This window comes from Streptomyces shenzhenensis, from assembly GCF_003688995.1.
GTDB lineage: Bacteria > Actinomycetota > Actinomycetes > Streptomycetales > Streptomycetaceae > Streptomyces > Streptomyces shenzhenensis_A.
Window position 1 is genome coordinate 312344 of record NZ_PENI01000006.1, and the last position, 21914, is coordinate 334257.

20 protein-coding genes, 1 tRNA gene and 1 pseudogene are annotated in these 21914 nt (G+C 71.9%); 8 read left to right on the forward strand and 14 right to left on the reverse strand.

All coding sequences use genetic code 11. The annotated features are described in order from the left end of the window. Nucleotides 1–55: 55 nt before the first annotated feature. A complete protein-coding gene (locus tag CTZ28_RS13195; protein ID WP_121889528.1) occupies nt 56–1135 on the forward strand; it encodes a M23 family metallopeptidase in 1080 nt (359 codons plus the stop codon). On the opposite strand, the gene CTZ28_RS13200 is transcribed toward CTZ28_RS13195, so the two are convergent. Then, nucleotides 1136–2023 carry an HAD hydrolase family protein gene (locus CTZ28_RS13200; protein WP_183154375.1) on the reverse strand — a complete coding sequence of 296 codons (888 nt, stop codon included), beginning with the start codon at nt 2021–2023 and terminating at the stop codon, nt 1136–1138. Between the two features lie 217 nt (nt 2024–2240). Between CTZ28_RS13200 and CTZ28_RS13205 the strand changes: the two genes are divergently transcribed. Then, nucleotides 2241–3143, forward strand: a complete 903-nt coding sequence (locus tag CTZ28_RS13205; protein ID WP_121889530.1) for an LLM class flavin-dependent oxidoreductase — start codon at nt 2241–2243, stop codon at nt 3141–3143. 47 nt (nt 3144–3190) lie between these two features. Here CTZ28_RS13205 and CTZ28_RS13210 read toward each other — a convergent pair whose 3' ends face one another. The 4 genes and pseudogenes from CTZ28_RS13210 to CTZ28_RS13225 all read right to left on the reverse strand — a co-directional run bounded on the left by CTZ28_RS13210 (nt 3191) and on the right by CTZ28_RS13225 (nt 7128). After that, nucleotides 3191–3763: an RNA 2'-phosphotransferase gene (locus CTZ28_RS13210; RefSeq protein WP_121889531.1), complete on the reverse strand. Its 573-nt coding sequence runs from the start codon at nt 3761–3763 to the stop codon at nt 3191–3193. 122 nt (nt 3764–3885) lie between these two features. Then, nucleotides 3886–4403 (reverse strand): annotated as a pseudogene (locus CTZ28_RS48195) (MerR family transcriptional regulator); the annotation flags it as partial. Nucleotides 4404–4492: 89 nt separating this feature from the next. Continuing rightward, nucleotides 4493–6253: an SDR family oxidoreductase gene (locus CTZ28_RS13220; RefSeq protein ID WP_121889532.1), complete on the reverse strand. Its 1761-nt coding sequence runs from the start codon at nt 6251–6253 to the stop codon at nt 4493–4495. Then, nucleotides 6250–7128 carry a M24 family metallopeptidase gene (locus CTZ28_RS13225; protein WP_259471579.1) on the reverse strand — a complete coding sequence of 293 codons (879 nt, stop codon included), beginning with the start codon at nt 7126–7128 and terminating at the stop codon, nt 6250–6252. The genes CTZ28_RS13220 and CTZ28_RS13225 overlap by 4 nt, the downstream gene beginning before the upstream one ends. Before the next feature lie 274 nt (nt 7129–7402). Here CTZ28_RS13225 and CTZ28_RS13230 point away from each other — a divergent pair, with 274 nt between their 5' ends. The 6 genes from CTZ28_RS13230 (at nt 7403) to CTZ28_RS13255 (ending at nt 11632) form a co-directional block, all read left to right on the forward strand. Next, entirely contained in the window at nt 7403–8368 is a 966-nt protein-coding gene (locus tag CTZ28_RS13230; protein ID WP_121889605.1) for an ABC transporter ATP-binding protein, read from the forward strand. Further along, nucleotides 8358–9266: an ABC transporter permease gene (locus CTZ28_RS13235; RefSeq protein ID WP_121889533.1), complete on the forward strand. Its 909-nt coding sequence runs from the start codon at nt 8358–8360 to the stop codon at nt 9264–9266. Before CTZ28_RS13230 ends, CTZ28_RS13235 begins: the two co-directional genes overlap by 11 nt. Next, nucleotides 9263–10174, forward strand: a complete 912-nt coding sequence (locus CTZ28_RS13240) for an ABC transporter ATP-binding protein (protein ID WP_121889534.1) — start codon at nt 9263–9265, stop codon at nt 10172–10174. Before CTZ28_RS13235 ends, CTZ28_RS13240 begins: the two co-directional genes overlap by 4 nt. Before the next feature lie 10 nt (nt 10175–10184). Beyond that, a complete protein-coding gene (locus CTZ28_RS13245) occupies nt 10185–10904 on the forward strand; it encodes an ABC transporter permease subunit (protein WP_121889535.1) in 720 nt (239 codons plus the stop codon). A gap of 79 nt (nt 10905–10983) precedes the next feature. Then, nucleotides 10984–11226: an SGM_3592 family protein gene (locus CTZ28_RS13250; RefSeq protein ID WP_121889536.1), complete on the forward strand. Its 243-nt coding sequence runs from the start codon at nt 10984–10986 to the stop codon at nt 11224–11226. A 318-nt stretch (nt 11227–11544) separates the two neighbouring features. Beyond that, nucleotides 11545–11632, forward strand: a tRNA-Ser gene (locus CTZ28_RS13255). A 298-nt stretch (nt 11633–11930) separates the two neighbouring features. Here CTZ28_RS13255 and CTZ28_RS13260 read toward each other — a convergent pair. From CTZ28_RS13260 to CTZ28_RS13300, 9 genes are all read right to left on the reverse strand, one after another. Beyond that, nucleotides 11931–12734, reverse strand: coding sequence for an HAD family hydrolase (locus CTZ28_RS13260; protein ID WP_121889537.1), 804 nt, complete (start codon nt 12732–12734; stop codon nt 11931–11933). Then, nucleotides 12731–14008, reverse strand: a complete 1278-nt coding sequence (serS, locus tag CTZ28_RS13265; protein ID WP_121889538.1) for a serine--tRNA ligase — start codon at nt 14006–14008, stop codon at nt 12731–12733. The genes CTZ28_RS13260 and serS overlap by 4 nt, the downstream gene beginning before the upstream one ends. A 531-nt stretch (nt 14009–14539) precedes the next feature. Further along, the gene (pheA, locus tag CTZ28_RS13270; protein ID WP_121889539.1) at nt 14540–15472 is read right to left on the reverse strand and encodes a prephenate dehydratase; all 933 of its coding nucleotides are present in this window, start codon (nt 15470–15472) and stop codon (nt 14540–14542) included. An 86-nt stretch (nt 15473–15558) separates the two neighbouring features. Next, the gene (gene efeB, locus CTZ28_RS13275) at nt 15559–16842 is read right to left on the reverse strand and encodes an iron uptake transporter deferrochelatase/peroxidase subunit (RefSeq protein ID WP_121889540.1); all 1284 of its coding nucleotides are present in this window, start codon (nt 16840–16842) and stop codon (nt 15559–15561) included. A gap of 8 nt (nt 16843–16850) precedes the next feature. Further along, the gene (locus tag CTZ28_RS13280; protein WP_121889541.1) at nt 16851–18836 is read right to left on the reverse strand and encodes a copper resistance CopC/CopD family protein; all 1986 of its coding nucleotides are present in this window, start codon (nt 18834–18836) and stop codon (nt 16851–16853) included. 12 nt (nt 18837–18848) lie between these two features. After that, nucleotides 18849–19325, reverse strand: coding sequence for a copper chaperone PCu(A)C (locus CTZ28_RS13285; RefSeq protein ID WP_121889542.1), 477 nt, complete (start codon nt 19323–19325; stop codon nt 18849–18851). Continuing rightward, entirely contained in the window at nt 19322–19975 is a 654-nt protein-coding gene (locus CTZ28_RS13290; RefSeq protein WP_121889543.1) for an SCO family protein, read from the reverse strand. Before CTZ28_RS13290 ends, CTZ28_RS13285 begins: the two co-directional genes overlap by 4 nt. Nucleotides 19976–20067: 92 nt before the next feature. Beyond that, complete coding sequence (locus CTZ28_RS13295; RefSeq protein WP_121889544.1) at nt 20068–20820, reverse strand: YcnI family copper-binding membrane protein; 753 nt, start codon at nt 20818–20820, stop codon at nt 20068–20070. A gap of 138 nt (nt 20821–20958) precedes the next feature. Continuing rightward, nucleotides 20959–21843, reverse strand: a complete 885-nt coding sequence (locus CTZ28_RS13300) for a hypothetical protein (protein WP_121889545.1) — start codon at nt 21841–21843, stop codon at nt 20959–20961. Between the last annotated feature and the right edge of the window lie 71 nt (nt 21844–21914).

Below are 21914 nucleotides of genomic sequence, written 5' to 3' on the forward strand. Positions count from 1 at the left end.
CCGGGCGTACGCGTCGAGGTGACCGCGGCCGTCCGGGCGCGCCACCATCGCCCGCATGCGCTCATACCGCTGTCATCCACTGCTCGCTTCGGCGCTGCTGTGCACGCTCACCGTCCTCGCGGCGCCCGCGGTTGCCGCGGACCGATCCGACGCCGTGCCCCGCTCCGGCGATGGGCCGGGGCTCAGCCTCCGGGTGGCGCATCTGTACCGGGACGCGGCCGAGACGGCACGGCAGTACGAGGCGGGGCGGCGCGAGGCGGAGCGGCAGCGTGCCGGGGCCCTGCGCGCCGATCGGCTGCTCGGCCGCGAGCGGCGGCAGATGTCCGTGCTGCACGCGGACCTCGGCCGGATCGCCCGCGCCCAGTACCGGACGGGTGGGGGACTGCCGCTGACCGCGCGGATCATGCTCGCGGCCGGTCCGGAGCAGCTGATGCGCGGTCAGCACGCCTTGGCGCAGACGAGTCTCGCGGTGGGCAACGCCGTCGGCAGGAGCCGCCGGGCCCAGGAACGGCTCGCCGCGGACGAGGCCAGGGCCAGGTCGGCCTGGCGGGCGGTACAGCGGCGGACCGGCGAACTCGCGGAGCTGCGGCGGGACATCGAACGGAAACTGGAGGCGGCCCGCGGGCAGTTGCAGGACCGGGCGGACGTCTCGGCCGGGGCGGGCCGGTGCCGTACCGCCGCACGGCCGGACCGGCCCCGCCCGCGCGTCGCGGGCGAGTGGGTCGCCCCGGTGCGGACGTACGAGCTGTCCGCGGGATTCGGCCGCGGGGGCGAGCGGTGGGCGCACCGGCACACCGGGCAGGACTTCGCGGTGCCCATCGGGACGCCGGTACGGGCGGCCGGCGCGGGCCGCGTGGTGGCGGTGTCGTGCGGGGGCCCCTTCGGCATCCAGATCGTGATCCGGCACCCCGACGGCTACTGCACCCAGTACGCGCACCTGGCCGCCGTCGCCGTCGCGGAGGGGGACCTGGTGGACACCGGGCAGGGGATCGGCCAGTCGGGCAGCACCGGCAACTCGACCGGCCCGCATCTGCACTTCGAGGTGCGTGTCACACCGGACGTGGGATCGGCGGTGGACCCGGTGCCGTGGCTGGCCCGGCACGGTGTGCGGCTGCGCGACACGGGACCGCGGTGACTACACCCGTTCGGCCAGCAGCCGCTCGATGACGACCGCCACGCCGTCCTCGTTGTTGGCGTCCGTACGCCCCGACGCGGCCGCGACCACGGCCGGGTGGGCGTTGCCCATGGCGTACGACCGGCCCGCCCAGGTCAGCATCTCGACGTCGTTGGGCATGTCCCCGAAGGCGACGACCTCGGCGGGCGAGATGCCGCGCTCGGCGCAGCACAGGGCGAGCGTGCTGGCCTTGGAGACGCCGGGGCCGCTCAGCTCCAGCAGGGCGCTGGGGCTGGAGCGGGTGACGGTGGCGTGCTCGCCCACCGCGAGCCGGGCCAGCGTGAGGAAGGCGTCGGGGTCGAGATCGGGGTGGTAGGCGAGGATCTTGAGCACCGGCTCGTCGTCCCCGGGTCCGCCGGTCGCAAGGAGCTGCTCGGCGGGCAGGAGGTTGTCGGGCAGCTCCAGGTGCAGCTTGGGGTAGGCCGGTTCCTGGTGGAAGCCGTAGGTCTGCTCGACCGCGTACACCGTGCCGGGCGCCGCGTCGCGCAGCAGCCGTACCGCGTCCAGCGCGTTCTTCCGGGTCAGTTCGCGCACCTTCACGAACCGGTGGGCGCCCGGGCCGCCGTGCAGGTCGACCACGGCGGCGCCGTTGCCGCAGATCGCCAGGCCGTGGCCGTGCACATGGTCGCTGACGACGTCCATCCAGCGGGCCGGGCGGCCGGTCACGAAGAAGACCTCGATGCCCGCGTCCTCGGCGGCGGCCAGCGCGGCGACCGTGCGCGGGGAGACCGACTTGTCGTCACGCAGCAGCGTGCCGTCCAGATCGGTGGCGATCAGCCGGGGCGGGACGGCGGCAGTCGGGATCTCGGGCTGTCGGGTCGCTGAGGTCACCGGGCCATTCTCGCGCATATGCCAGCACGGTCGTGCGCAGGGACGCACAGATGAGACGCACACGACGTCGGCCCGGCGACGGCGGGACGCATCGAGGCCGGCCCGGCTGTGCCACGGCCTCCAGGGCGATCTGCTCGAAGACCTTCTCGTCCGCGGCGAAGTCCGAGCCGGCGATGGGCCAGTGGATCGATTCCGAAGGCCGGCGCATGTCTGAGCCCGACGTAGGCTCGGCGGTATGAGCCTGCGCCTGAGCACCGTGATCCTTCCCGTCGACCGTTGGCACGAGGGAGGGCGTGCCAAGTGGCAGCGCGCCGAGGAGCTCGGCTTCCACGCGGCGTACACCTACGACCACCTGTCCTGGCGCAGTTTCCGCGACGGCCCCTGGTCCGGCGCCCTGCCCACCCTCACCGCGGCTGCCACGGCCACGGACCGGCTGCGCCTGGGAACCCTCGTCACGTCGCCCAATTTCCGGCATCCGGTGACGCTGGCCAAGGAGCTGATCTCGCTCGACGACATCTCCGGCGGGCGGATCACCCTCGGCATCGGTGCGGGCGGCAACGGCTTCGACGCCACCGTGCTCGGGCAGGAGGCATGGACTCCGAGGGAGCGGGCGGACCGGTTCGGTGAGTTCGTGCCGCTGCTCGCCCGGCTGCTGACCGAGGGCGCGGTGACCCAGCGGGGCACGTTCTACTCGGCGGAGGAGGCCCGGAACATCCCCGGCTGTGTGCAGCGGCCCCGGCTGCCGTTCGCGGTGGCGGCGACCGGGCCGCGCGGTCTCGGGCTGGCGGCCCGCTACGGGCAGGCGTGGGTGACGACCGGCGACCCGAAGCTGTACGCGGAGGGGACACCGGAGCAGTCGGTGACGGCGCTGGCCGGGCAGATCGACCGGCTCGGCAAGGCGTGCACGGAGATCGGCCGGGACGTCGACGAGCTGGACAAGATCCTGCTGCACGGCTTCACCCCGGAACGGAACACCCCCCTGGACTCGGTCGAGGCGTTCGTCGACTACGCCGGCCGCCACCGCGAACTGGGCTTCACCGAGATCGTGATCCACTGGCCCGTCCCGGACTCCGACTTCGCCGTCGACCCGGCCGTCTTCGAGGCCATCGCCACCGAGGCCGTCGCCCGCCTGGGCTGAGGGATCGGGCCCTCTGCCGGACGGCCGCTGCCAGGGAACGGGGTCCGTCAGTGCTTCTCGGCGAAGCGCAGGTACCGGGGCGGTACGGCATCGGTGAGCCACACGCCGTTCGCGCTGAGGCGGAAGACATGGCCGTCGCGGTGCATGGCCGCGGCGTCGACCGACAGCACGACGGGACGTCCGCGGCGGGCGCCCACGCGGGTCGCGGTCTCGCGGTCGGCCGACAGGTGCACATCGTGCCGGTTCATGGGCTTGAGGCCGGTGGCGCGGATCGCGTCCAGATTCCGGGCGACGGTGCCGTGGTAGAGACAGTCCGGCGGGGTCGCCGGGGGCAGTCCGAGGTCGACCTCGACGCTGTGGCCCTGGCTGGCGCGGATCCGGGTGCCCTCGATCGCGAACCGCCGCTTGTCGTTGGTGGCCACGACATGGTCGAGTTCCGCACGGCTGAACCGGAACCCGTGTGCGGCCGCCGCGGCGAGCAGCGTGTCGATCTCGACCCAGCCGCCCTCGTCGAGCGTGATGCCGATCCTCTCGGGCTGGTGGCGCAGGTGTTTCGAGAGGTACTTCGACACCTTCACGGTGCGCCTCTCGTCTCCCGCTCTGCTGTTTCTCGTGTTCACTCCACCAGGGTGCCGGGGGAGACGTGGATCACGCACGCAATTTTCGCCCGTAGGTTTGATCCACAGCCAAGTGCGGTTATCCACAGGCAAATTGACGAAGTTGTGGACAACTCATGGGCGGTTCAGGGTGATTCGCCAAGATCATGATCAGTGCGGTGACTTGCCGTCAGGTCGTCCAAAGCCCTTGCCCGCACCTGGCGTTCGGCGGTGAGATCGATGAACGTCGCGGCCCGTACGGTGCCAACCAGCCGCTCCACGGCCCGGATCGTCTCGGCCGGAATCGGCATGCAACGCGTCTCCCGCACGGCTTCCGGCGGCTCCCCCGCACCCAGGTGCGGCGCAGCTGCCGGGTGGCGAACAACCGCATCGCGCGGGCCAGTTCGGCATCCACGGTCTGCTGGGCGAGCGGCCGCGGCCGACGTACCAGCGAGGCCGTTTCGGCCGCTTTCGCGTCCGTGCGGTGCCGGGGATCCTCCAGGCAGCGGACGCATGCGTGCTCGGTCGTGAACTCCGGGAAACGGGCGGCGATGTGCTCCACCTGGACCCGCAACTCCCGTAGACGGCCCGCGATCGCACCGAGCGGAACCCCGGCTGCGTGCAACTCCACGGCAACCGCCGGCTCTTGAGGGCTCGGCCCCAGGATGCCGGCCGGCCCTCGGCTGGAGTCCCAACCGGCCGACCAGACTGCCCAGTTCGGCCCGGTGGCCCGTGGCCGCCCGTCCGCCGCCCTCACAACTTCGGCTCCACCCGGGCGATCCGGCGCAACGCCCCTGGCAGGAAACGGGACATGAGGTGCGCGCCGCGGGCCTCCGGGGTGACCGGGACCACCGCCTCGTTGCGCACCACGGACCGCAGGATCGCCTCGGCCACCTTCTCCGGCGGGTAGTTGCGCAGTCCGTAGAGGCGTGCCGTGCGCTGCTGCCGGCGGCGCTGCTCCTCGTCGTCCACGCCGGTGAAGCGCGCCGTGGTGGTGATGCCGGTGTTGACGAACCCGGGGCATATCGCGGTCACCCCGATGTCCTGGTCCGCGAGTTCGGCGCGCAGGCACTCGCTGAGCATGAGCACCGCCGCCTTGGAGGTGCTGTAGGCGGGCAGTGCCCGGGAGGGCTGATAGGCCGCCGCCGAGGCGACGTTGACGATGTGGCCGCCCTGGCCGCGCGCGGCCATCCGCCCGCCGAACAGGCGGCAGCCGTGGATGACGCCCCACAGATTGACGTCCAGGACCGTGCGCCAGTCGTCCGGCGTGGTGTCGAAGAACGACCCCGACAGGCCGATGCCCGCGTTGTTGACCAGCACGTCCACCACGCCGTACTCGGTGGTGACCTTCTCGGCGAGCTTCTCCATGGCGTGTTCGTCGGAGACGTCGGTGGTCTCCGCCCAGGCGGCCGGGGCGCCGAGCAGCCGGGCCAGTTCGGCGGTGCGGGCGGCGGACTCCGCGTCCCGGTCGACGGCCACCACGCGCGCGCCGGACTCCGCGAACGCGAACGCCGTCGCCCGCCCGATGCCGCTGCCCGCGCCGGTGACCAGCACCAGCTGTCCGCCGAAGCGGTCCGCGTAGCGGCCCGTGGGCCGCGTCGGCTCCGGCCGGCCGCCCTCGACGCGGGTGACGAACTCGGTGATCCAGGCGGCCAGTTGGTCCGGTCGTGTGCGCGGGATCCAGTGCTTGGCCGGGAGCGTGCGCCGGGTCGGCCGCGGAGCCCACCGCTCCAGTTCGTCGTACAGCCGCTCGGACAGGAACGCGTCCCCCAGGGGCGTGATGAGCTGCACGGGCGCGTGCGCGTACGCGTCCGGGCGCGGACGGCGCAGCCGGGACCGCACGTTGTCCCGGTACAGCCAGGCGCCGTGCGCGGCGTCCGTGGGCAGGGACGTGGTCGGGTAGTCACCGCCGGGGACCCGCTCGACCCGCTCCAGGATCTTCGGCCAGCGCGTGCCGAGCGGGCCGCGCCAGGCCAGCTCGGGCAGGACGGGCGTGTGCAGCAGGTACACGTACCAGGACCTGGCTCCCTGACCGAGGAGCTGGCCCACCCTCCGGGGCGTGGGCCGCTTCACGCGCGCGTTGATCCAGTGCCCGAAGTGGTCGAGGGACGGACCGGACATCGAGGTGAAGGAGGCGATGCGGCCCTCGGTGCGCCGGACCGTGACGAACTCCCAGGACTGCACCGAGCCCCAGTCGTGCCCCACCAGGTGCACCGGCCGGCCGGGGCTGACCGCGTCCACGACGGCCAGGAAGTCGTCCGTGAGCTTGGCCAGCGTGAAGCCGCCACGCAGCGGCCGCGGGGCCGTCGAGCGGCCGTGGCCGCGCACGTCGTACAGCACCACGTGGAAGCGGCCGGCGAGCCGGGCGGCGACCTCCGACCAGACCTCCTTGCTGTCCGGATAGCCGTGCACCAGCACCACCGTCGGCTGGTCCGGGTCGCCCAGCTCCGCCACGCACAGCTCGACCCCGCCCGTGCGCACCCAGCGCTCCCGCGCGTCCTTCAGCGTCGTCATCTGTCCTCCGCCCAGCGCCGCGTTCCCCCACGCTCGAACTCGCTCGCGCGGCGGGACCCCCATGGCGGATCGTCGTCCAGCCAGAAGGCGCTCTGCTCGGGATCCCGGGAGTCGGTGACCACCAGGATCTCCTCGAACTTCGCGCCCGTACCCCGCAGACCGAGATGCGGTTCGACCGCCCACAGGCCCGGCTGCGGCGGGTGGTCGGAGAACCGGTACGGGGACCACAGGGGCGACCAGCCCTCGCGGTGGCCGTGCAGCGCGTCGCTCGCCAGCCCCTTCAGGGACTGGGTGCCGAACCCGAACACATGCGGCGACCAGCGGCGTTGCCGCACCCGGTGCACCTTGTGGGCGATCACACCGAAGGGGTACGCGCGGTGCCGGTTGGCGTAGCCCTGGCGGACCATGAGACGGTCCACGGCGGCGTAGATCTCCCGCAGCGGGCGCCGCTCGCGCACCTCGCGCAGGATCAGCTCGCGGTGCGCCTCCAGGTCGGCCAGCAGTCGGTCCTGCACGGGGTTGACGCCGAGCGAGCCCGAATAGCCGATGTCGGCCGTGTACCCCTCGTACACCGGCGCCAGGTCCAGGATGAACGGCATCCCGGGCGCCAGCCGGCGGCCGGTCGGGAAGAACTGCATCGGCACGCGGAAGTTCACGAACGCCGTGCGGTCCCCGAACCAGGCGAACGGCAGATGGAACCAGTCCCGCACCCCGCGCTCGCGCAGCCACTCCCGCTGCATGCGGGCCGCCTCGCGCTCGGTCGTGCCCGGCTCCAGCCGCGCCGCGACCGTCTCCGCGCACGCGTAGGCGAGCCGCTGGACCCGCCTGAATCCCCGCAGCTCCACGGCGAGTTCGTCCGCCACTGCCCTCGTCATGCCGATACCGCCCCGCCTTCCCCGTGCTCCCGACCGCACAGGGGCATCGGGTACCCCGATCGCCGGTTGCGATACTCGCCCGTAACGTGACACTGGTGAATGTGACAGTTGTTAGAGTCCGCGTCAATAGAGGGAATGGCGGGCTGTGGACAACCCTGCGTAGCTCTCAAGCAGGGGATCCCCTACGGGCCCGTACTACTCGAGACTGACGTCAAGACGGCTCTCCGGTCTGACGACCGCCGTGGCCCGCGTCACTACCGTCGAAGGCGTGACTGTGATCGCGACCGAAAGCCTGAGCAAGCGGTTCCCCCGGGTGACCGCTCTTGACCGGCTCTCCGTGGACGTGGGACCCGGTGTGACGGGACTCGTGGGCGCCAACGGGGCCGGCAAGTCCACTCTGATCAAGATCCTGTTGGGTCTCTCCCCCGCCACCGAGGGCCGCGCCGAGGTGCTCGGCCTCGACGTCGCCACCAAGGGCGCGGCCATCCGTGAGCGGGTCGGGTACATGCCGGAGCACGACTGTCTGCCGCCCGACGTGTCGGCCACCGAGTTCGTCGTGCACATGGCCCGCATGTCCGGGCTCCCGCCGGCCGCCGCCCGCGAGCGCACCGCGGACACCCTGCGCCACGTCGGCCTGTACGAGGAGCGCTACCGTCCCATCGGCGGCTACTCGACCGGCATGAAGCAGCGGGTGAAGCTCGCCCAGGCCCTGGTCCACGATCCGCAGCTGGTCTTCCTCGACGAGCCGACCAACGGCCTCGACCCGGTCGGCCGCGACGAGATGCTCGGCCTGATCCGCCGCGTCCACACCGACTTCGGCATCTCGGTCCTGGTCACCTCCCACCTGCTGGGCGAACTGGAGCGCACCTGCGACCACGTCGTCGTGGTCGACGGCGGCAAGCTCCTGCGCTCCAGCTCCACCCGGGACTTCACCCAGAGCACGACCACCCTCGCGATCGAGGTCACCGACAGCGACACCCACCCCGACGGCACCCGCGCGGTGCGCGACGCGCTCCACGCGCGCGGGGTGGACATCCACGACGAGGGCGGCGGCCTGCCAGGCGCCGGACACATCCTGCTGCTCACCGCGTCGGGCGAGGAGACCTACGACCTGGTCCGCGACGTCGTCGCCGACCTCGGCCTCGGCCTGGTCCGCATGGAGCAGCGCAGGCACCACATCTCGGAGGTGTTCCGGGACGGCGACGAGCAGCGGAAGGAGGCGGTCGGCCATGGCGGTTGAGCACCGTGCAGCCGCGCCCTCGGGTGACCAGACCCGCATCCACAACATCGGCTACCGCACCTACGACGGCCCCCGCCTGGGCCGCGCCTACGCCCGCCGCTCCCTCTACTCGCAGTCCCTGCGCGGCGCCTACGGCCTCGGCCGCTCGGTGAAGTCCAAGGTGCTGCCGATGCTGCTGTTCGTGGTGATGTGCGTGCCCGCCGCCATCATGGTCGCGGTCGCCGTCGCCACCAAGGCGAAGGACCTGCCGCTGGACTACACGCGCTACGCGATCGTCATGCAGGCGGTCATCAGTCTGTACGTCGCCTCGCAGGCGCCCCAGTCCGTCTCCCGGGACCTGCGCTTCAAGACCGTGCCGCTGTACTTCTCGCGGCCGATCGAGACCGCCGACTACGTCCGCGCGAAGTACGCGGCGCTGGCCTCGGCGCTGTTCATCCTGACCGCGGCCCCCCTGGCCGTGCTCTACGTGGGCGCGCTGCTGGCCAAGCTCGGGTTCGCGCACCAGACGAAGGAATTCGCACAGGGACTGGTCTCCGTGGCACTGCTCTCGCTGCTGTTCGCCGGCATCGGACTGGTCATCGCGGCCGTCACCCCGCGCCGCGGCTTCGGCATCGCCGCCGTGATCGCCGTGCTGACCATCTCCTACGGCGCGGTCTCCACCCTCCAGGCCATCGCCGACGCGCAGGGCAGCACCGGCGCGATCCCCTGGATCGGACTGTTCTCGCCGATCACGCTCATCGACGGCGTGCAGTCCGCCTTCCTGGGGGCCACCTCCGCCTACCCGGGCGGGGTCGGGCCGTCCAGCGGGGAGGGCGTGGTCCATGTGCTCGTCACGCTGGGCGTGATCGCCGCCGGCTACGGCCTCCTCATGCGCCGCTACCAGAAGGTGGGACTGTGACCACGCTCTCCATCGACCACGTCTCCCGCTGGTTCGGCAACGTGGTCGCCGTCAACGACATCACCATGACGATCGGCCCCGGCGTCACCGGCCTGCTCGGCCCCAACGGCGCCGGAAAGTCCACCCTCATCAACATGATGGGCGGCTTCCTCGCCCCCTCCACCGGCTCGGTCACCCTCGACGGACAGCCGGTGTGGCGCAACGAGGAGATCTACAAGCACATCGGCATCGTCCCCGAGCGCGAGGCGATGTACGACTTCCTCACCGGACGCGAATTCGTCGTCGCCAACGCCGAGTTGCACGGCCTGGGCGACAAGGCCGCCGGGCGTGCCCTGGCCACGGTCGAGATGGAGTACGCGCAGGACCGGAAGATCTCCACCTACTCCAAGGGCATGCGCCAGCGGGTGAAGATGGCCTCCGCGCTGGTCCACGACCCGTCGCTGCTGCTGCTCGACGAGCCGTTCAACGGCATGGACCCGCGCCAGCGCATGCAACTCATGGAGCTGCTGCGCCGCATGGGCGACGAGGGCCGCACCGTGCTGTTCTCCTCGCACATCCTCGAAGAGGTCGAGCAGCTCGCCCGGCACATCGAGGTCGTCGTGGCCGGACGGCACGCGGCCAGCGGCGACTTCCGCCGGATCCGCCGTCTGATGACCGACCGCCCGCACCGCTACCTGGTGCGCTCGAGCGACGACCGGGCCCTCGCGGCGGCGCTGATCGCCGACCCGTCGACGTCCGGCATCGAAGTCGATGTCACCGAGGGTGCGCTGCGCATCCAGGCCGTCGACTTCGGCCGCTTCACCAGCCTGCTGCCGAAGGTCGCCCGCGACCACGGCATCCGGCTGCTCACGGTCTCGCCGTCCGACGAGTCCCTGGAGTCCGTCTTCTCGTATCTGGTCGCGGCGTAGGAGGCCGAAGATGTACGACCCCACAGTCGCCCGACTCACCTACCGGGCCCTGCTCGGCCGCCGCCGGGCCCTCATCCTCGGCGCACTGCCGCTGCTGCTGCTCGTGATCTCGCTGGCCGTGCGGGCCCTCGCCGGAGCCGACGACCAGACGGCCGCGGACGTCCTGGGCGGCTTCGCGCTCGCCACCATGGTGCCGATCATCGGCGTCATCGCGGGCACCGGAGCGATCGGTCCGGAGATCGACGACGGCTCCGTGGTGTACCTGCTGTCCAAGCCGCTCAAGCGGTCGTCGATCATCTTCACCAAGCTGATCGTGGCGATCGCGGTGACCATGGTGTTCTCCGCGGTGCCGACGCTGATCGCGGGCCTGATCCTGAACGGCAACGGACAGCAGATCGCCGTCGCCTACACGGTGGCCGCGCTGGTCGCCTCCATCGCGTACGCGGCGCTCTTCCTCCTCCTCGGCACGGTCTCCCGGCACGCCGTGGTCTTCGGGCTCGTCTACGCGCTCGTCTGGGAGGCGCTGTTCGGCTCCCTGGTGCCCGGCGCGCGCACGCTGAGCGTCCAGCAGTGGGCGCTGGCCGTGGCCCACAAGGTGGCGGGCGGAGACCTGGTCACCTCGGACGTGGGACTGACCACGGCGACGGTGCTGCTGGTGGCGGTCACCGTGCTGGCCACCTGGTACGCGGGACAGAAGCTGCGCTCGCTGACGCTGGCCGGCGAGGAGTAGGCGCTGTCGACTTGACGGGGGCTTCACCTCCGCCCCGGCACACTGGGGCAAAGGGGATGCACTGCTAGGAGGCACGGGGATGGCTGACGAGGCGCCGCAGTACGACGGTGGCGGGCGGTCCGGGGACGAGACGTGGGACGGCGTCGTCCTGGACGACGAGTTCATACGGGCCGCCGACCGGTCCGAGCCGTCCGCGCGGGCCCGTATGCTCGCCGCCCGCTGGCGTTCGCAGGAGCCCGAACCGCAGCCGTGGCGGTCGGACGAGCCGCCGGCGGGATGGTTCTTCAGCAAGGCCCGGCGCCGCAGGTGGCGCCGCCGGTAGCCGCCCGGCGGAGCGGGAGCGCGGGCCGGCGTCGGCCGGCTGACGAAGCCGCGGCGGCGGCCGGTTAATTCGGTGGCGTCCGCGGGGGCGGCCCGGCACAGTAGTGGTGTTCGCACCGCCGGGCGGGGACCCGGCGTCACGGTCTGGGAGAGGAGCCGGGCGTTGTCCATGCACGACAGTTCGTCCGGTTCCCGACAGGGCAGCTCGCGGCGGGCTCCGGAGTGACTACCCGCTCCGCATGAGCCCGCCCCGCACGGGGAGCTGCCCGGGGCGGCCGCTTCGAGCACGCGATGTCGCTCTCGCGTGGGCCGCCCACCCGGAGGATTGGCCGAGTGGTAAGGCACCGGCTTGCTAAGCCGTGGTCGGGCCTGGAAAGCCCGCGCACGTTCGATCCGTGCATCCTCCGCGAGACGTTGTCACTGTGACTTGACCGGGCTTCCCCGACCCGGGCGGACCGAGAAACCTCCTACGCCCGGCCCGAGCGCCCAACTGCCCACCTCGGCACCGGACACCGATACCGGAGGCCGGCTCTCCACGGTCGGTCGGCCGCGGTGCGACGGTAGCCGACCGCCCGCGCCCGACGGCAGAGGTCAGGCATCCGTGGGACCAGCCGGAAACGGACTGTCCGCGGGCCCACCGAACCCGGACGCTGCGAAGGGACGGAGGCCGAGTCGACGCTGCGCCGGCGCGGTCGGCCGGGTGGTTCAGGGCAGGAGTCGTTCCAGTACCCGGGCGATGCCGTCCTCCTCGTTCGAGGTCGTCATCTCGTTCGCCACCGCCTTGAGTTCCTCGTGGGCGTTGGCCATCGCCACCCCGTGGGCCGCCCAGCCGAACATCGGGATGTCATTGGGCATGTCGCCGAAGGCGATCGTGTCGGCCGCCTTCAGACCGAGCCGGCGGGCCGCCAGGGAGAGCCCCGTGGCCTTGGACAGGCCGAGCGGCAGCAGTTCGACGATGCCCTCGCCGGCCATCGCCACCGTGACGAAGCCGCCCGCGGCGCCGCGCGCCGCCTCGGCCAGCTCGTCGTCCGACAGCTTCGGGTGCTGGAGGTAGATCTTGTTCAGTGGGGCGGCCCACAGATCGGCCACCTCGGTGAACGGCGTCGCCGGCAGTGCCCCGGTGAGCGCGTACCCGGGGCCGACGATCACCTCGCCGTCAAGCCCGGCCCGGCTCGCCGCCAGGAACAGCGGGCCGACCTCGGCCTCGATCTTGGCCAGGGCCACCCCCGCCAGCTGACGGTCCAGGGTGACGGACGTCAGCAGGCGGTGCTCCCCGGCGTCGTACACCTGCGCACCCTGGCCGCAGACCGCGAGGCCCTGGTAGCCGAGGTCGTCGAGGACGTGCCGGGTCCAGGGGACGGCCCGGCCCGTGACGACGATGTGCGCGGCGCCCGCAGCGGTGGCCGCGGTGAGCGCGTCACGGGTGCGCTGCGAGATGGACCCGTCGTCGCGCAGCAGCGTGCCGTCGAGGTCGGTGGCGACGAGTGCGTAAGGGAAACCGGAGGTCACTTGGCCACCGGCTCCAGGACCTCTCGGCCGCCCAGGTACGGACGCAGCACCTCGGGCACCCGCACGGAGCCGTCGGCCTGCTGGTGGTTCTCCAGGATCGCCACGATGGTGCGCGGCACGGCGCACAGCGTGCCGTTGAGCGTGGCCAGCGGGCGGACCTGCTTGCCGTCACGGAACCTGATCTGCAGCCGGCGGGACTGGAACTCGGTGCAGTCCGAGGTCGAGGTCAGCTCGCGGTACTTGCCCTGGGTCGGGATCCAGGCCTCGCAGTCGAACTTGCGGGAGGCCGAGGCGCCCAGGTCGCCCGAGGCGACGTCGATGACGCGGAACGGCAGCTCCAGCGAGGTCAGCCACTGCTTCTCCCACTCCAGCAGCCGCCGGTGCTCCTCCGGCGAGTCCTCGGGGGTGACGTAGGAGAACATCTCGACCTTGTCGAACTGGTGCACCCGGAAGATGCCCCGGGTGTCCTTGCCGTGCGAGCCGGCCTCGCGGCGGAAGCAGGGGGAGAAGCCCGCGTAGCGCAGCGGCAGCCGGTCGGCGTCCAGGATCTCGTCCATGTGGTACGCCGCCAGCGCGACCTCGGAGGTGCCGACCAGGTACAGGTCGTCCTTGTCGAGGTGGTAGACGTCCTGCGCCGCCTGGCCGAGGAAGCCGGTGCCGGCCATGGACTGCGGCCGGACCAGCGCCGGGGTCAGCATCGGCGTGAAACCGGCCGCGGTGGCCTGGGCCATCGCCGCGTTCACCAGGGCCAGTTCCAGCAGGGCGCCGACGCCGGTGAGGAAGTAGAAGCGCGAACCGGAGACCTTGGCGCCGCGCTCGACGTCGATCGCGCCGAGGCGCTGTCCCAGCTCCAGGTGGTCCTTCGGCTCGAAGCCCTCGGCGCCGAAGTCGCGGATCGTGCCGTGCGTCTCCAGGGTGGTGAAGTCCTCCTCGCCGCCGACGGGAACGTCGGGGTGGACGAGGTTGCCGAGCCGGAGAAGCAGTTCCTGGGTCTCGGTGTCGGCCGCGTCGCGCTCCGCGTCGGCCGCCTTGACGTCGGCCTTGAGCTGCTCGGCACGCTTGAGCAGCTCGCCCTTCTCGTCGCCGGAGGCCTTGGGGATGAGCTTGCCGAGCTGCTTCTGCTCGGCGCGCAGCTCGTCGAAGCGGACGCCGGACGACCTGCGCCGCTCGTCGGCGGACAGGAGGGAGTCGACGAGCGCGACGTCCTCTCCACGGGCGCGCTGGGACGCGCGCACACGGTCGGGGTCCTCACGGAGCAGGCGAAGGTCAATCACGGGCTCAAGGCTACCGGTGCGGGGTTGCCGCCCACGAATCACTATTCCGGCACGTTCCGAATCGCGGGCCTACGTTCCGTTATGAGCAGATTGCGGTGTGTGTCAATTAAGACCGTCTCACTCCCCGGGACGGGGCAGGCGCGAGGCGCCGGGTTGACTCGAATCCCTTGTGGAGAACGGGACTTGAGCCCTCGGTTGTCCACAGGGATCCACACCTCCGGGAGAGTTATCCACAGGCTGTGTGGAAGAACTGTGGATTTCGGAATTGATCACTCCGGAAGTCCCGGCCGAGCGGAAGAATTCCCGGTTCAAACCGGGGCGACACCCACTTTCGGGTGGAAAGGGGTCGCCCCAAAAGATGAACCATCGGAAACAGGTGGACGAAGGGCGGCCGGCGTGGCAGTGGCCTCATCCGGGCCACCCAGGGCGATTTGTCGACCGGATGGCGAGCCCTTGTCGACTTGTCCCCAGGTCGAGAAGGGCACCTGTGGATAACTTCTGTGGATAACGAAGATATGCAGGTAGGACTGGTCAGAAACGGCCGTCCTGGCAGCGCGCCACCCAGTCGGCCGCCGCGACGAACTCCGCGTCCGAGGTACCGGGCGGTGTGGGCCGCACCCCGTCCGTACCGACATCCGCCCGCGGGTACGAGCCGAGGAACCGCACCTGCAGACAGATCCGCTTCAGCCCCATCAGGGTCTCGGCCATCCGGCGGTCGGAGATATGCCCCTCGGCGTCCACGCAGAAGCAGTAGTTGCCGATGCCGGCACCGGTGGGCCGGGACTGGAGCAGCATGAGGTTGATGCCCCGGGTGGCGAACTCGCCGAGAAGGTCGCGCAGCGCGCCCGGATGGTCGTCGCGCTGCCACAGCACGACGGAGGTCTTGTCCGCCCCGGTCGGAGCGGCGGGCCGGGCGGGCCGGCCGACCAGCACGAACCGCGTCTGCGCGTTCTCCGCGTCGTGGATCCCGGTCTCCAGGGGGACGAGGCCGTACCGGGCGGCGGCGAACTCGCCCGCGAAGGCGGCGTCGTACCGGCCCTCCTGGACCAGGCGGGCGCCGTCCGCGTTCGACGCGGCCGACTCCCAGGTGGCGTCCGGCAGGTTGGCCTTGAGCCAGTTGCGCACCTGCGGCTGGGCGGCCGGGTGGGCGGTGACCGTCTTGATGTCGGACAGCTGGGTGCCGGGCCGCACCAGCAGCGCGAAGGTGATCGACAGCAGCACCTCGCGGTAGATCATCAGCGGCGCGCCCGCGACCAGCTCGTCCAGGGTGGTGGTGATGCCGCCCTCGACCGAGTTCTCGATGGGCACGAACGCGGCCTCGGCCTCACCGGTGCGCACCGCGTCCAGCGCGGACTGCACGGACACGTACGGGATCAGCTCCCGGGTGGCCGACTCCGGAAGCGTGCGCAGGGCGACCTCGGTGAAGGTGCCCTCGGGACCCAGATACGCATAGCTCGCTGGCATGACCTCACCCTAATGGCCGCAGGTGGACATGGCGCACGCGTCTCGCCACAGCCCCTCCCGGGAGTGAACCGACCCCACCCGACGGCTCAGCCCTCCAGCAGCCGCTGCCCCACGTACTCCCCCCGCGCCGCCCCGCCCGGGACCGCGAACAGGCCGCTCGCCTCGTGCCGGACGAACTGCGACAGCGCGTCGCCCCGGTCCAGCTTGCGCTGCACCGGCACGAAGCCGCGCAGCGGATCCGCCTGCCAGCAGACGAACAGCAGCCCCGCGTCCGGGGTCCCGTCCGGGTCGAGGCCGTCGTGGTACGAGAAGGGGCGCCGGAGCATGGCCGCGCCCCCGTTCTGGTCGGGCCGGCTGATCCGGGCGTGCGCGTTGATCGGGACGACGTAGTTGCCCCGGTCGTCGGCCTTCTCCAGATCCATCTCGGTGGTCTCGGCGCCCCCGGACAGCGGGGCCCCGTCGGACTTGCGGCGTCCTATGACGTCCTCCTGGGCCGCCCCCGTGAGCTTCTCCCAGTCGTCCAGGAGCATGCGGATGCGGCGTACGACGGCGTACGAGCCGTTCGCCATCCAGGCGGGCTCGCCCGACGCGGGCACGAAGATCCGTTCGTCGAAGTCCGCGTCCGTCGGCTTCGGATTGCGGGTGCCGTCGATCTGGCCCATCAGATTGCGGGCCGTCATCGGGTGGGCCGTGGCGCCCGGGCTGCGGTTGAAGCCGGTCATCTGCCAGCGCACGCGGGCCGCGGCGCCCGCGTCCTTCTGGATCGCGCGCAGGGCGTGGAAGGCCACCAGGGCGTCGTCGGCGCCGATCTGCACCCACAGGTCGCCGTTGCTGCGCGCCTTGTCGAGCCGGTCGGAGGAGAAGTCGGGCAGCGGATCGAGGGCGGCCGGCCGCTGCTTCTCCAGGCCGGTACGGGTGAAGAAGCCGTGCCCGAAGCCGAAGGTGATCGTCAGCGAGGACGGGCCGGCGTCCCGGGCGACGGCGGTGTCGTCGTGCGCGGCCGGCTCGCCCGCCATCAGCCGTTCGGCCGTCGCCGACCAGCGGCGCAGCAGGGCCGCGGCCTCCTTGCGGCCCGCGCCCACCGCCAGGTCGAAGGCGATGAGGTGGCCGCGGGCCTGGAGGCCCTCGGTGATGCCGGGCTGATGTTTCCCGTGAAACATCGCCCGGCCGGCGCCCAGCGAGGTCAGCGGTGTGGCCTGGGCGGGCGCGGTCGTGTAGCCGACGGCCGCGCCCGCCGCGCCGAGCACCACACCGGCGGCGCCGGCGGTGCCGAGCAGCTTCCGCCGCGACAGCACCGCCGCGGTGCCGTTCCGTTCGGCGGCGGGTTCCTCGGGGGTGATCACTTCGGAGGGCGTGGTCTGGTCAGCCATGGTGCGGTTCAGCCGATCTGCGCGTTCTTGGAGATGGTCGTCTGGTCGATGTCGGAGGTCCGCACGGTCACGGCGATCTTCCAGTCGCCGGCCATGGGGATCTGCACCCCGCTCGCGGACCAGTGCCCGGTGGTGATGTGATCGGGCGTCACCGGAAGCGGCCCGATCTTCTTCGCTTCGAGGGTGAAGGCGATCTTCACCTCGGGGATGTCGAAGGCCCGGCCGTTGGGCCGCTGCACATAGACATGCAGCTCGTTGCCGCCCACGCGCGCGGGGTCGAGGTCGATCCGTACCAGGCCCTTGCCGTCCTTGCCGCCCGTGTCGAACGGCATGTCCAGGGTCAGGGCCCCGGACGAGTCCGCCGCCGAGGAGGAGGCGGACGACGACTGGGCGGCCTGCGCCTCCAGTTCGGTGCGGCCCGGCTCGGTCTGCGTCAGCGCGGTGGTGACGGCGAGCAGGACGACGGCGACGCTCGCCTCAGCGAACACCGAGCGGCGCAGGCCGAAACGGCTCGGGTCGCCGTCCCGCAGCCGCTTCTGCCGGGCGGCGTCCACGGCGGCCCGCTGCCGGGCCAACTGGGCGGCGCGCTTGGTGCCGGCACCGGACTCGCCGGACCCGCGGGCCTTGGCCGCCGCCGCGACGCGCTCCTTCTCGGACTGCTCCTTCTGCGAGCGCGTCGTCCTGGACCGTGCCGCCCCGGACGTCGAACCGGCCGCATCCGTGAGCCGGGCCGTCCACCGCCGGGAGATCCACGCGATACCGACCAGCAGCGCCACAAGGCCGATCTTGACCAGCAGCAACTGCCCGTAACGGGTGTCGGTGAACGCCGACCAGGCGCCGAGCTGCCGCCAGGACTGGTAGACGCCGGTGACGACCAGTGTGACCACGGATCCGAAGGCGACGGCCGAGAACCGGCGTACGGCGGCGGCGTCGACCGGTGTCTCCGCGGGCGCCCGGTACAGCGAGACGAGGAGGGCGACCAGACCGCCCAGCCAGGTGGCGACCGCCACCAGGTGCAGCACGTCGACCGGCATGGCGATGCCCGGCTGCAGACCGGTCGAGGCGTGCTCGGCCATGGCCCAGCTCGCCGCGAGCCCGGCGGCGACCACGGTCCCGCCGATCGCGAGCCCGAAGGTCAGATCGCGCTTCTCCTCGGGGTCCCCCGGATCAGGTACTCGGCGCGCGGCGCCGTCGTTCGGGGCGGCGGGTGACTGGCGGGCGTAGGCGCCGAAGAGCACGGCGATGAACAGCGCGGCGGCGGCGAGCAGCAGCAGCCGGGAGACCAGCGCGGCCCCGGTCTTGGTCTGCAGCACCTGCCCGAGCAGATTCAGGTCGAAGATATCGCCGAACGCCCCGGAACCGGTGTAGGAGCCGCGCAGGAGCAGCAGCCAGAGCGTGGCCGCGGTCAGCGCGACCCAGCCGCCGACGACCAGCCGCTGCACGGCCCGCACCCCGGAGCCGCGCTGCCAGCACGCCAGGACGAAGGCGGCCCCGCCCACCAGCACGATGAAGCCCGCGTACGAGACATAGCGGCCGAACCCGTAGAGCCAGCCGACGACACCGCCGCCCACCGTCTCACCGGAGACCGAGACCGTGGTCTCGGAGGGGGCACCGACGGAGAATGTGTAGGCACCGGCGACGGGATGGCTGTCGGCCGAGACGACCTGGTAGGCGACGGTGTACGTGCCGTCGCCCAGGCCGCTGACGAGCCGCACCGCATACGTCGTGCCGCTCACGTTGGACGGCTCACCGGAGTCGACCCGCTTGCCCTTCGGATCCAGGACCCGCAGCGAGCCGCTGCTCATCGACACCTGCTCGGAGAAGGTGAGCGACACCTGGTCCGGCGCCTTGTCGACCACCACCCCCTGCGCGGGGTCGCTGCCGGTCAGCGCCGCGTGCGCGGAGGCCGGACCGGTGCCGACGAGCAGCGCGCCGGCGACGGCGAGGAACAGCAGCGCCAGGGTCCGCAGGCGGGGGGTGATGGTCCGCGTCAAGGTGGTCCCTCCTCAGTGTCCGGTCGACGGGTTGTACGTGGCCGACTTCACCGGCATCTCGACGGTGAGGGGGCCGGATTCGGCGAAGCTCAGCCGGAGCGTGATCGTGTCGCCCTGCTTCGGCTCGCGCTTCAGCTTCTCGAACATCAGATGGTTGCCGCCGCTGTTGAACACGAGCTGACCGTGGGCCGGGACGGCGAAGGAGGTGACCTCCTGCATGGACCCGCCGGTGGTGGAGTGCAGGGTGACCCGGTCGGCCACATCGCTGCTGACCGAGGTCAACTCGTCCTTCGTACCGCCCTTGTTCACCACTGTCAGAAACCCGGCCGCCATGTCCGCCGAGACCGGCTGCGGCATGTACGAGGAGCTGACGGAGAGGTCCGCCTTCGAGTCGTCCTTCGAGCCGCCTGCCGAGTCGTCGGAGCCGCCGCAGCCCGCGAGGGCCAGCGCGGCCGCCAACGCGGCGGCGGGCACGGCGAGACGCCTCACGGGTTCTTCCCCTTGACGATCTCGGGGAGGTCCTTGGTGTAGTCGTCGACCGTGGCGTCCTCGCCGTAGAGGAGATAGCCCCCGTCCGTCTTCGGTGAGAACGCGACGACCTGGGTGCCGTGCATGGAGACCAGCTTGCCGTTCTTGTCCTTGGACGTCGGCTCGATGGAGATGCCGAGGGAGCGGGCGCCGGCCTGGATGGTGGGGAAGTCGCCGGTCAGGCCGATGAACTGGGAGTCGATGCCCTTGAGCCACTTGCCCAGCTCGGCGGAGGTGTCACGGTCCGGGTCGGTGGTGACGAACACCACCCGCAGCTCGTCCTGCTCCGCCTTCGGCAGCGCCTTCTTGGCGACCGCGATGTTGTTCATCGTCAGCGGGCAGACGTCGGGGCAGTGCGTGTAGCCGAAGTAGACCAGCGTGGGCCGGCCCTTGGTCTCCGCGCGCAGGTCGTATTTCTTGCCGTGCGTGTCGGTCAGGACCAGGTCGGGCTTCTCGAACGGCTTGTCGAGGAGGGTCGCGGCCTCGGCCGAGCCGGACTCCTCGGAGACCACGGCGATCGGCGATGTGCCGTCGTCCCCGCTGCCGCAGGCGGAGAGGGTCAGGGTGGCGGCGGCGAGCAGTCCGGCCGCGGCGAACGTCTTCTTGCGCATAGAAAAATGTCCCAGATGTGAGAGCTCCGGCACGCACCGGGGGCGTGTGCGAGGGGCACCCGCCCCCCGGTCCGTGCCGCTGGTGAGCGGGCTCAGGCGGTGGTCCGCCGACGCCCGGCGGCCACGCCGTACCCGACGCCCGCCACGCCGACGACGATGCCGACGATGCCGAGCACGCGTGCGGTGGTGTCGCTGCCGCCGGAGGAGTCCGAGGTCTCCGTACCGGCGGCAGTGTTCTCGGTCTTGCCCGTCGTGTCCGTCTTGTCGGAGGCGTTGTCGGTGCCCGAGGAGGACTGGTGCCCGTCCCCCTCGGCGGCCGACAGGGCGAGGACCGGGGCCGGGTTGTCCGGCTCGGCCTGACCCTCCTGCGGCACCTCGATCCAGCGCACGACCTCCTTGTTGGAGTACGTCTGGATCGCCTTGAACACGAGTTGGTCGGTGTCCTCGGGCAGGGCGCCGACGGACAGCGGGAACTTCTGGAAGAAGCCGGGCTCGATGCCCTTGCCGCTGGCGGTCCAGGTGACCTTGGTGACGGCCTCGCTGATCTTCTCGCCGTGCGATTCGAGGGGCTTGTCCAGCGTGGACCTGGTGACCTTCACATTCCAGCCGTCGACCGGCTGCGGCATCACCGAGGCCAGCGGGTGGTCGGCGGGGAGGCTGATCTCCAGCTTGGTGGTCGAGGCGTCGTCGCGCTCGTTGGGGACCTTGAAATCGACGACCGCATAGCCGCCCTTGGCCGCCGTGCCCTCCGGCTGCACGGACACGTGCGCGAAGGCGGGGGCGGACAGGGCGAGGACGGCCGAGCCGGCGACGGCGGTGGCGGCGGCGATACGAGAAGCCTTCATGGCAGAGAGGACTCCACTCCGAGTGAGTTCCGGTGGTTCCGGTCAGGTGAGAGGGGCGCGCGTTGCGCACGCGCGCGTGCCGCACGACGGCGGCCGGCCCTCTCCCTCCGGATTCCGGTGGAGCGGCGGTCCGTCGCGTCAGGCGGCGAGGACGAGTGCGGTGACGGCCGGCGGACCGCGCCGGACCACCGAGTGCTGGAGTGCGGTGCCGTGCGGGGCGGGCGCTTCGTTCCGCGCCGTACGCCGGTGACGCGGGCCCGGGTCCGGTTCGGACCGGAGCCCGCCGCGCAGCGCGCGGGTCAGCGCGAGCGCCCCGCGCAGGGACCGTACGAGCGCCGCCTCGGCGACTCCGTGCGCCGACAGGTGCATCAGACGCAGCAGGGCCAGGTCGCCGCGGCGCAGCAGCCAGCCGACGGCGAGCGCCGCGAGGACGTGGCCGAGCAGCATCGGCAGCGACGGCAGCAGCGCATCGGAGGAAGCGCCGGAAGCGCCGGAGGAACCGATGGCGGCGGCCGGGTGGTGCGTCGCGCCCGAGCCGTCGATCAGCCGGGCGTCGGCCAGGATCCGGTAGGCGTGGGCCGGGCTGATCGCCGCCGCGCCGGCGCCGCAGACGAGCCGCGCGGCCTGTTCGACCAGCGTGGCGTCGCTCATCCCGCCCGTCGAGTCCACGGAGCCCATTGCCCCCATCGAACCCGTGGACCCCGTCGAACCCGTCGCCGCCGCGCCGGACGCCATGGCGGCCGTACCGTGTTGAGCCAGTCCGAACAGCACGTGCAGCGCGGTCTGGCCGAACGCCAGCAGCGCGACGATGCCCGGCAGCGAGCGCTGCCGGCCGGCGAGCGGCGCCACGAGCACCGTGGCGCCCAGGAACCCGGCGCCCAGCGTCCACAGCGGAACGGGGGCGCAGGAGGCCAGCGTGTGCCCGGCCGCGGCCAGCACGACACAGGCCGCGGCGAACACCGCGGCCCGCAGGATCCGGAGCCGGTCTCCGGAGCGCGCCGTGCGCGGGTGGGGGGCAGACATGGCGGGCTCATCATCCCACTGGGGCCCCGCGCGTCCTACGGCAGGTCCGAAAGTCCCCCATACACCGATTC

Excerpts from the sequence above, each read along its gene's own strand:
- CTZ28_RS13250 (WP_121889536.1), top strand. The coding sequence starts at position 10,984 with ATGGCTGACGAGGCGCCGCAGTACGACGGTGGCGGGCGGTCCGGGGAC.
- CTZ28_RS13295 (WP_121889544.1), bottom strand. The coding sequence starts at position 20,820 with ATGAAGGCTTCTCGTATCGCCGCCGCCACCGCCGTCGCCGGCTCGGCC.
- CTZ28_RS13205 (WP_121889530.1), top strand. The coding sequence starts at position 2,241 with ATGAGCCTGCGCCTGAGCACCGTGATCCTTCCCGTCGACCGTTGGCAC.
- CTZ28_RS13200 (WP_183154375.1), bottom strand. The coding sequence starts at position 2,023 with ATGCGCGAGAATGGCCCGGTGACCTCAGCGACCCGACAGCCCGAGATC.
- CTZ28_RS13195 (WP_121889528.1), top strand. The coding sequence starts at position 56 with ATGCGCTCATACCGCTGTCATCCACTGCTCGCTTCGGCGCTGCTGTGC.
- pheA (WP_121889539.1), bottom strand. The coding sequence starts at position 15,472 with ATGCCAGCGAGCTATGCGTATCTGGGTCCCGAGGGCACCTTCACCGAG.
- CTZ28_RS13290 (WP_121889543.1), bottom strand. The coding sequence starts at position 19,975 with ATGCGCAAGAAGACGTTCGCCGCGGCCGGACTGCTCGCCGCCGCCACC.
- CTZ28_RS13225 (WP_259471579.1), bottom strand. The coding sequence starts at position 7,128 with ATGACGAGGGCAGTGGCGGACGAACTCGCCGTGGAGCTGCGGGGATTC.
- CTZ28_RS13245 (WP_121889535.1), top strand. The coding sequence starts at position 10,185 with ATGTACGACCCCACAGTCGCCCGACTCACCTACCGGGCCCTGCTCGGC.
- CTZ28_RS13235 (WP_121889533.1), top strand. The coding sequence starts at position 8,358 with ATGGCGGTTGAGCACCGTGCAGCCGCGCCCTCGGGTGACCAGACCCGC.
- efeB (WP_121889540.1), bottom strand. The coding sequence starts at position 16,842 with ATGGCTGACCAGACCACGCCCTCCGAAGTGATCACCCCCGAGGAACCC.
- CTZ28_RS13220 (WP_121889532.1), bottom strand. The coding sequence starts at position 6,253 with ATGACGACGCTGAAGGACGCGCGGGAGCGCTGGGTGCGCACGGGCGGG.
- CTZ28_RS13300 (WP_121889545.1), bottom strand. The coding sequence starts at position 21,843 with ATGTCTGCCCCCCACCCGCGCACGGCGCGCTCCGGAGACCGGCTCCGG.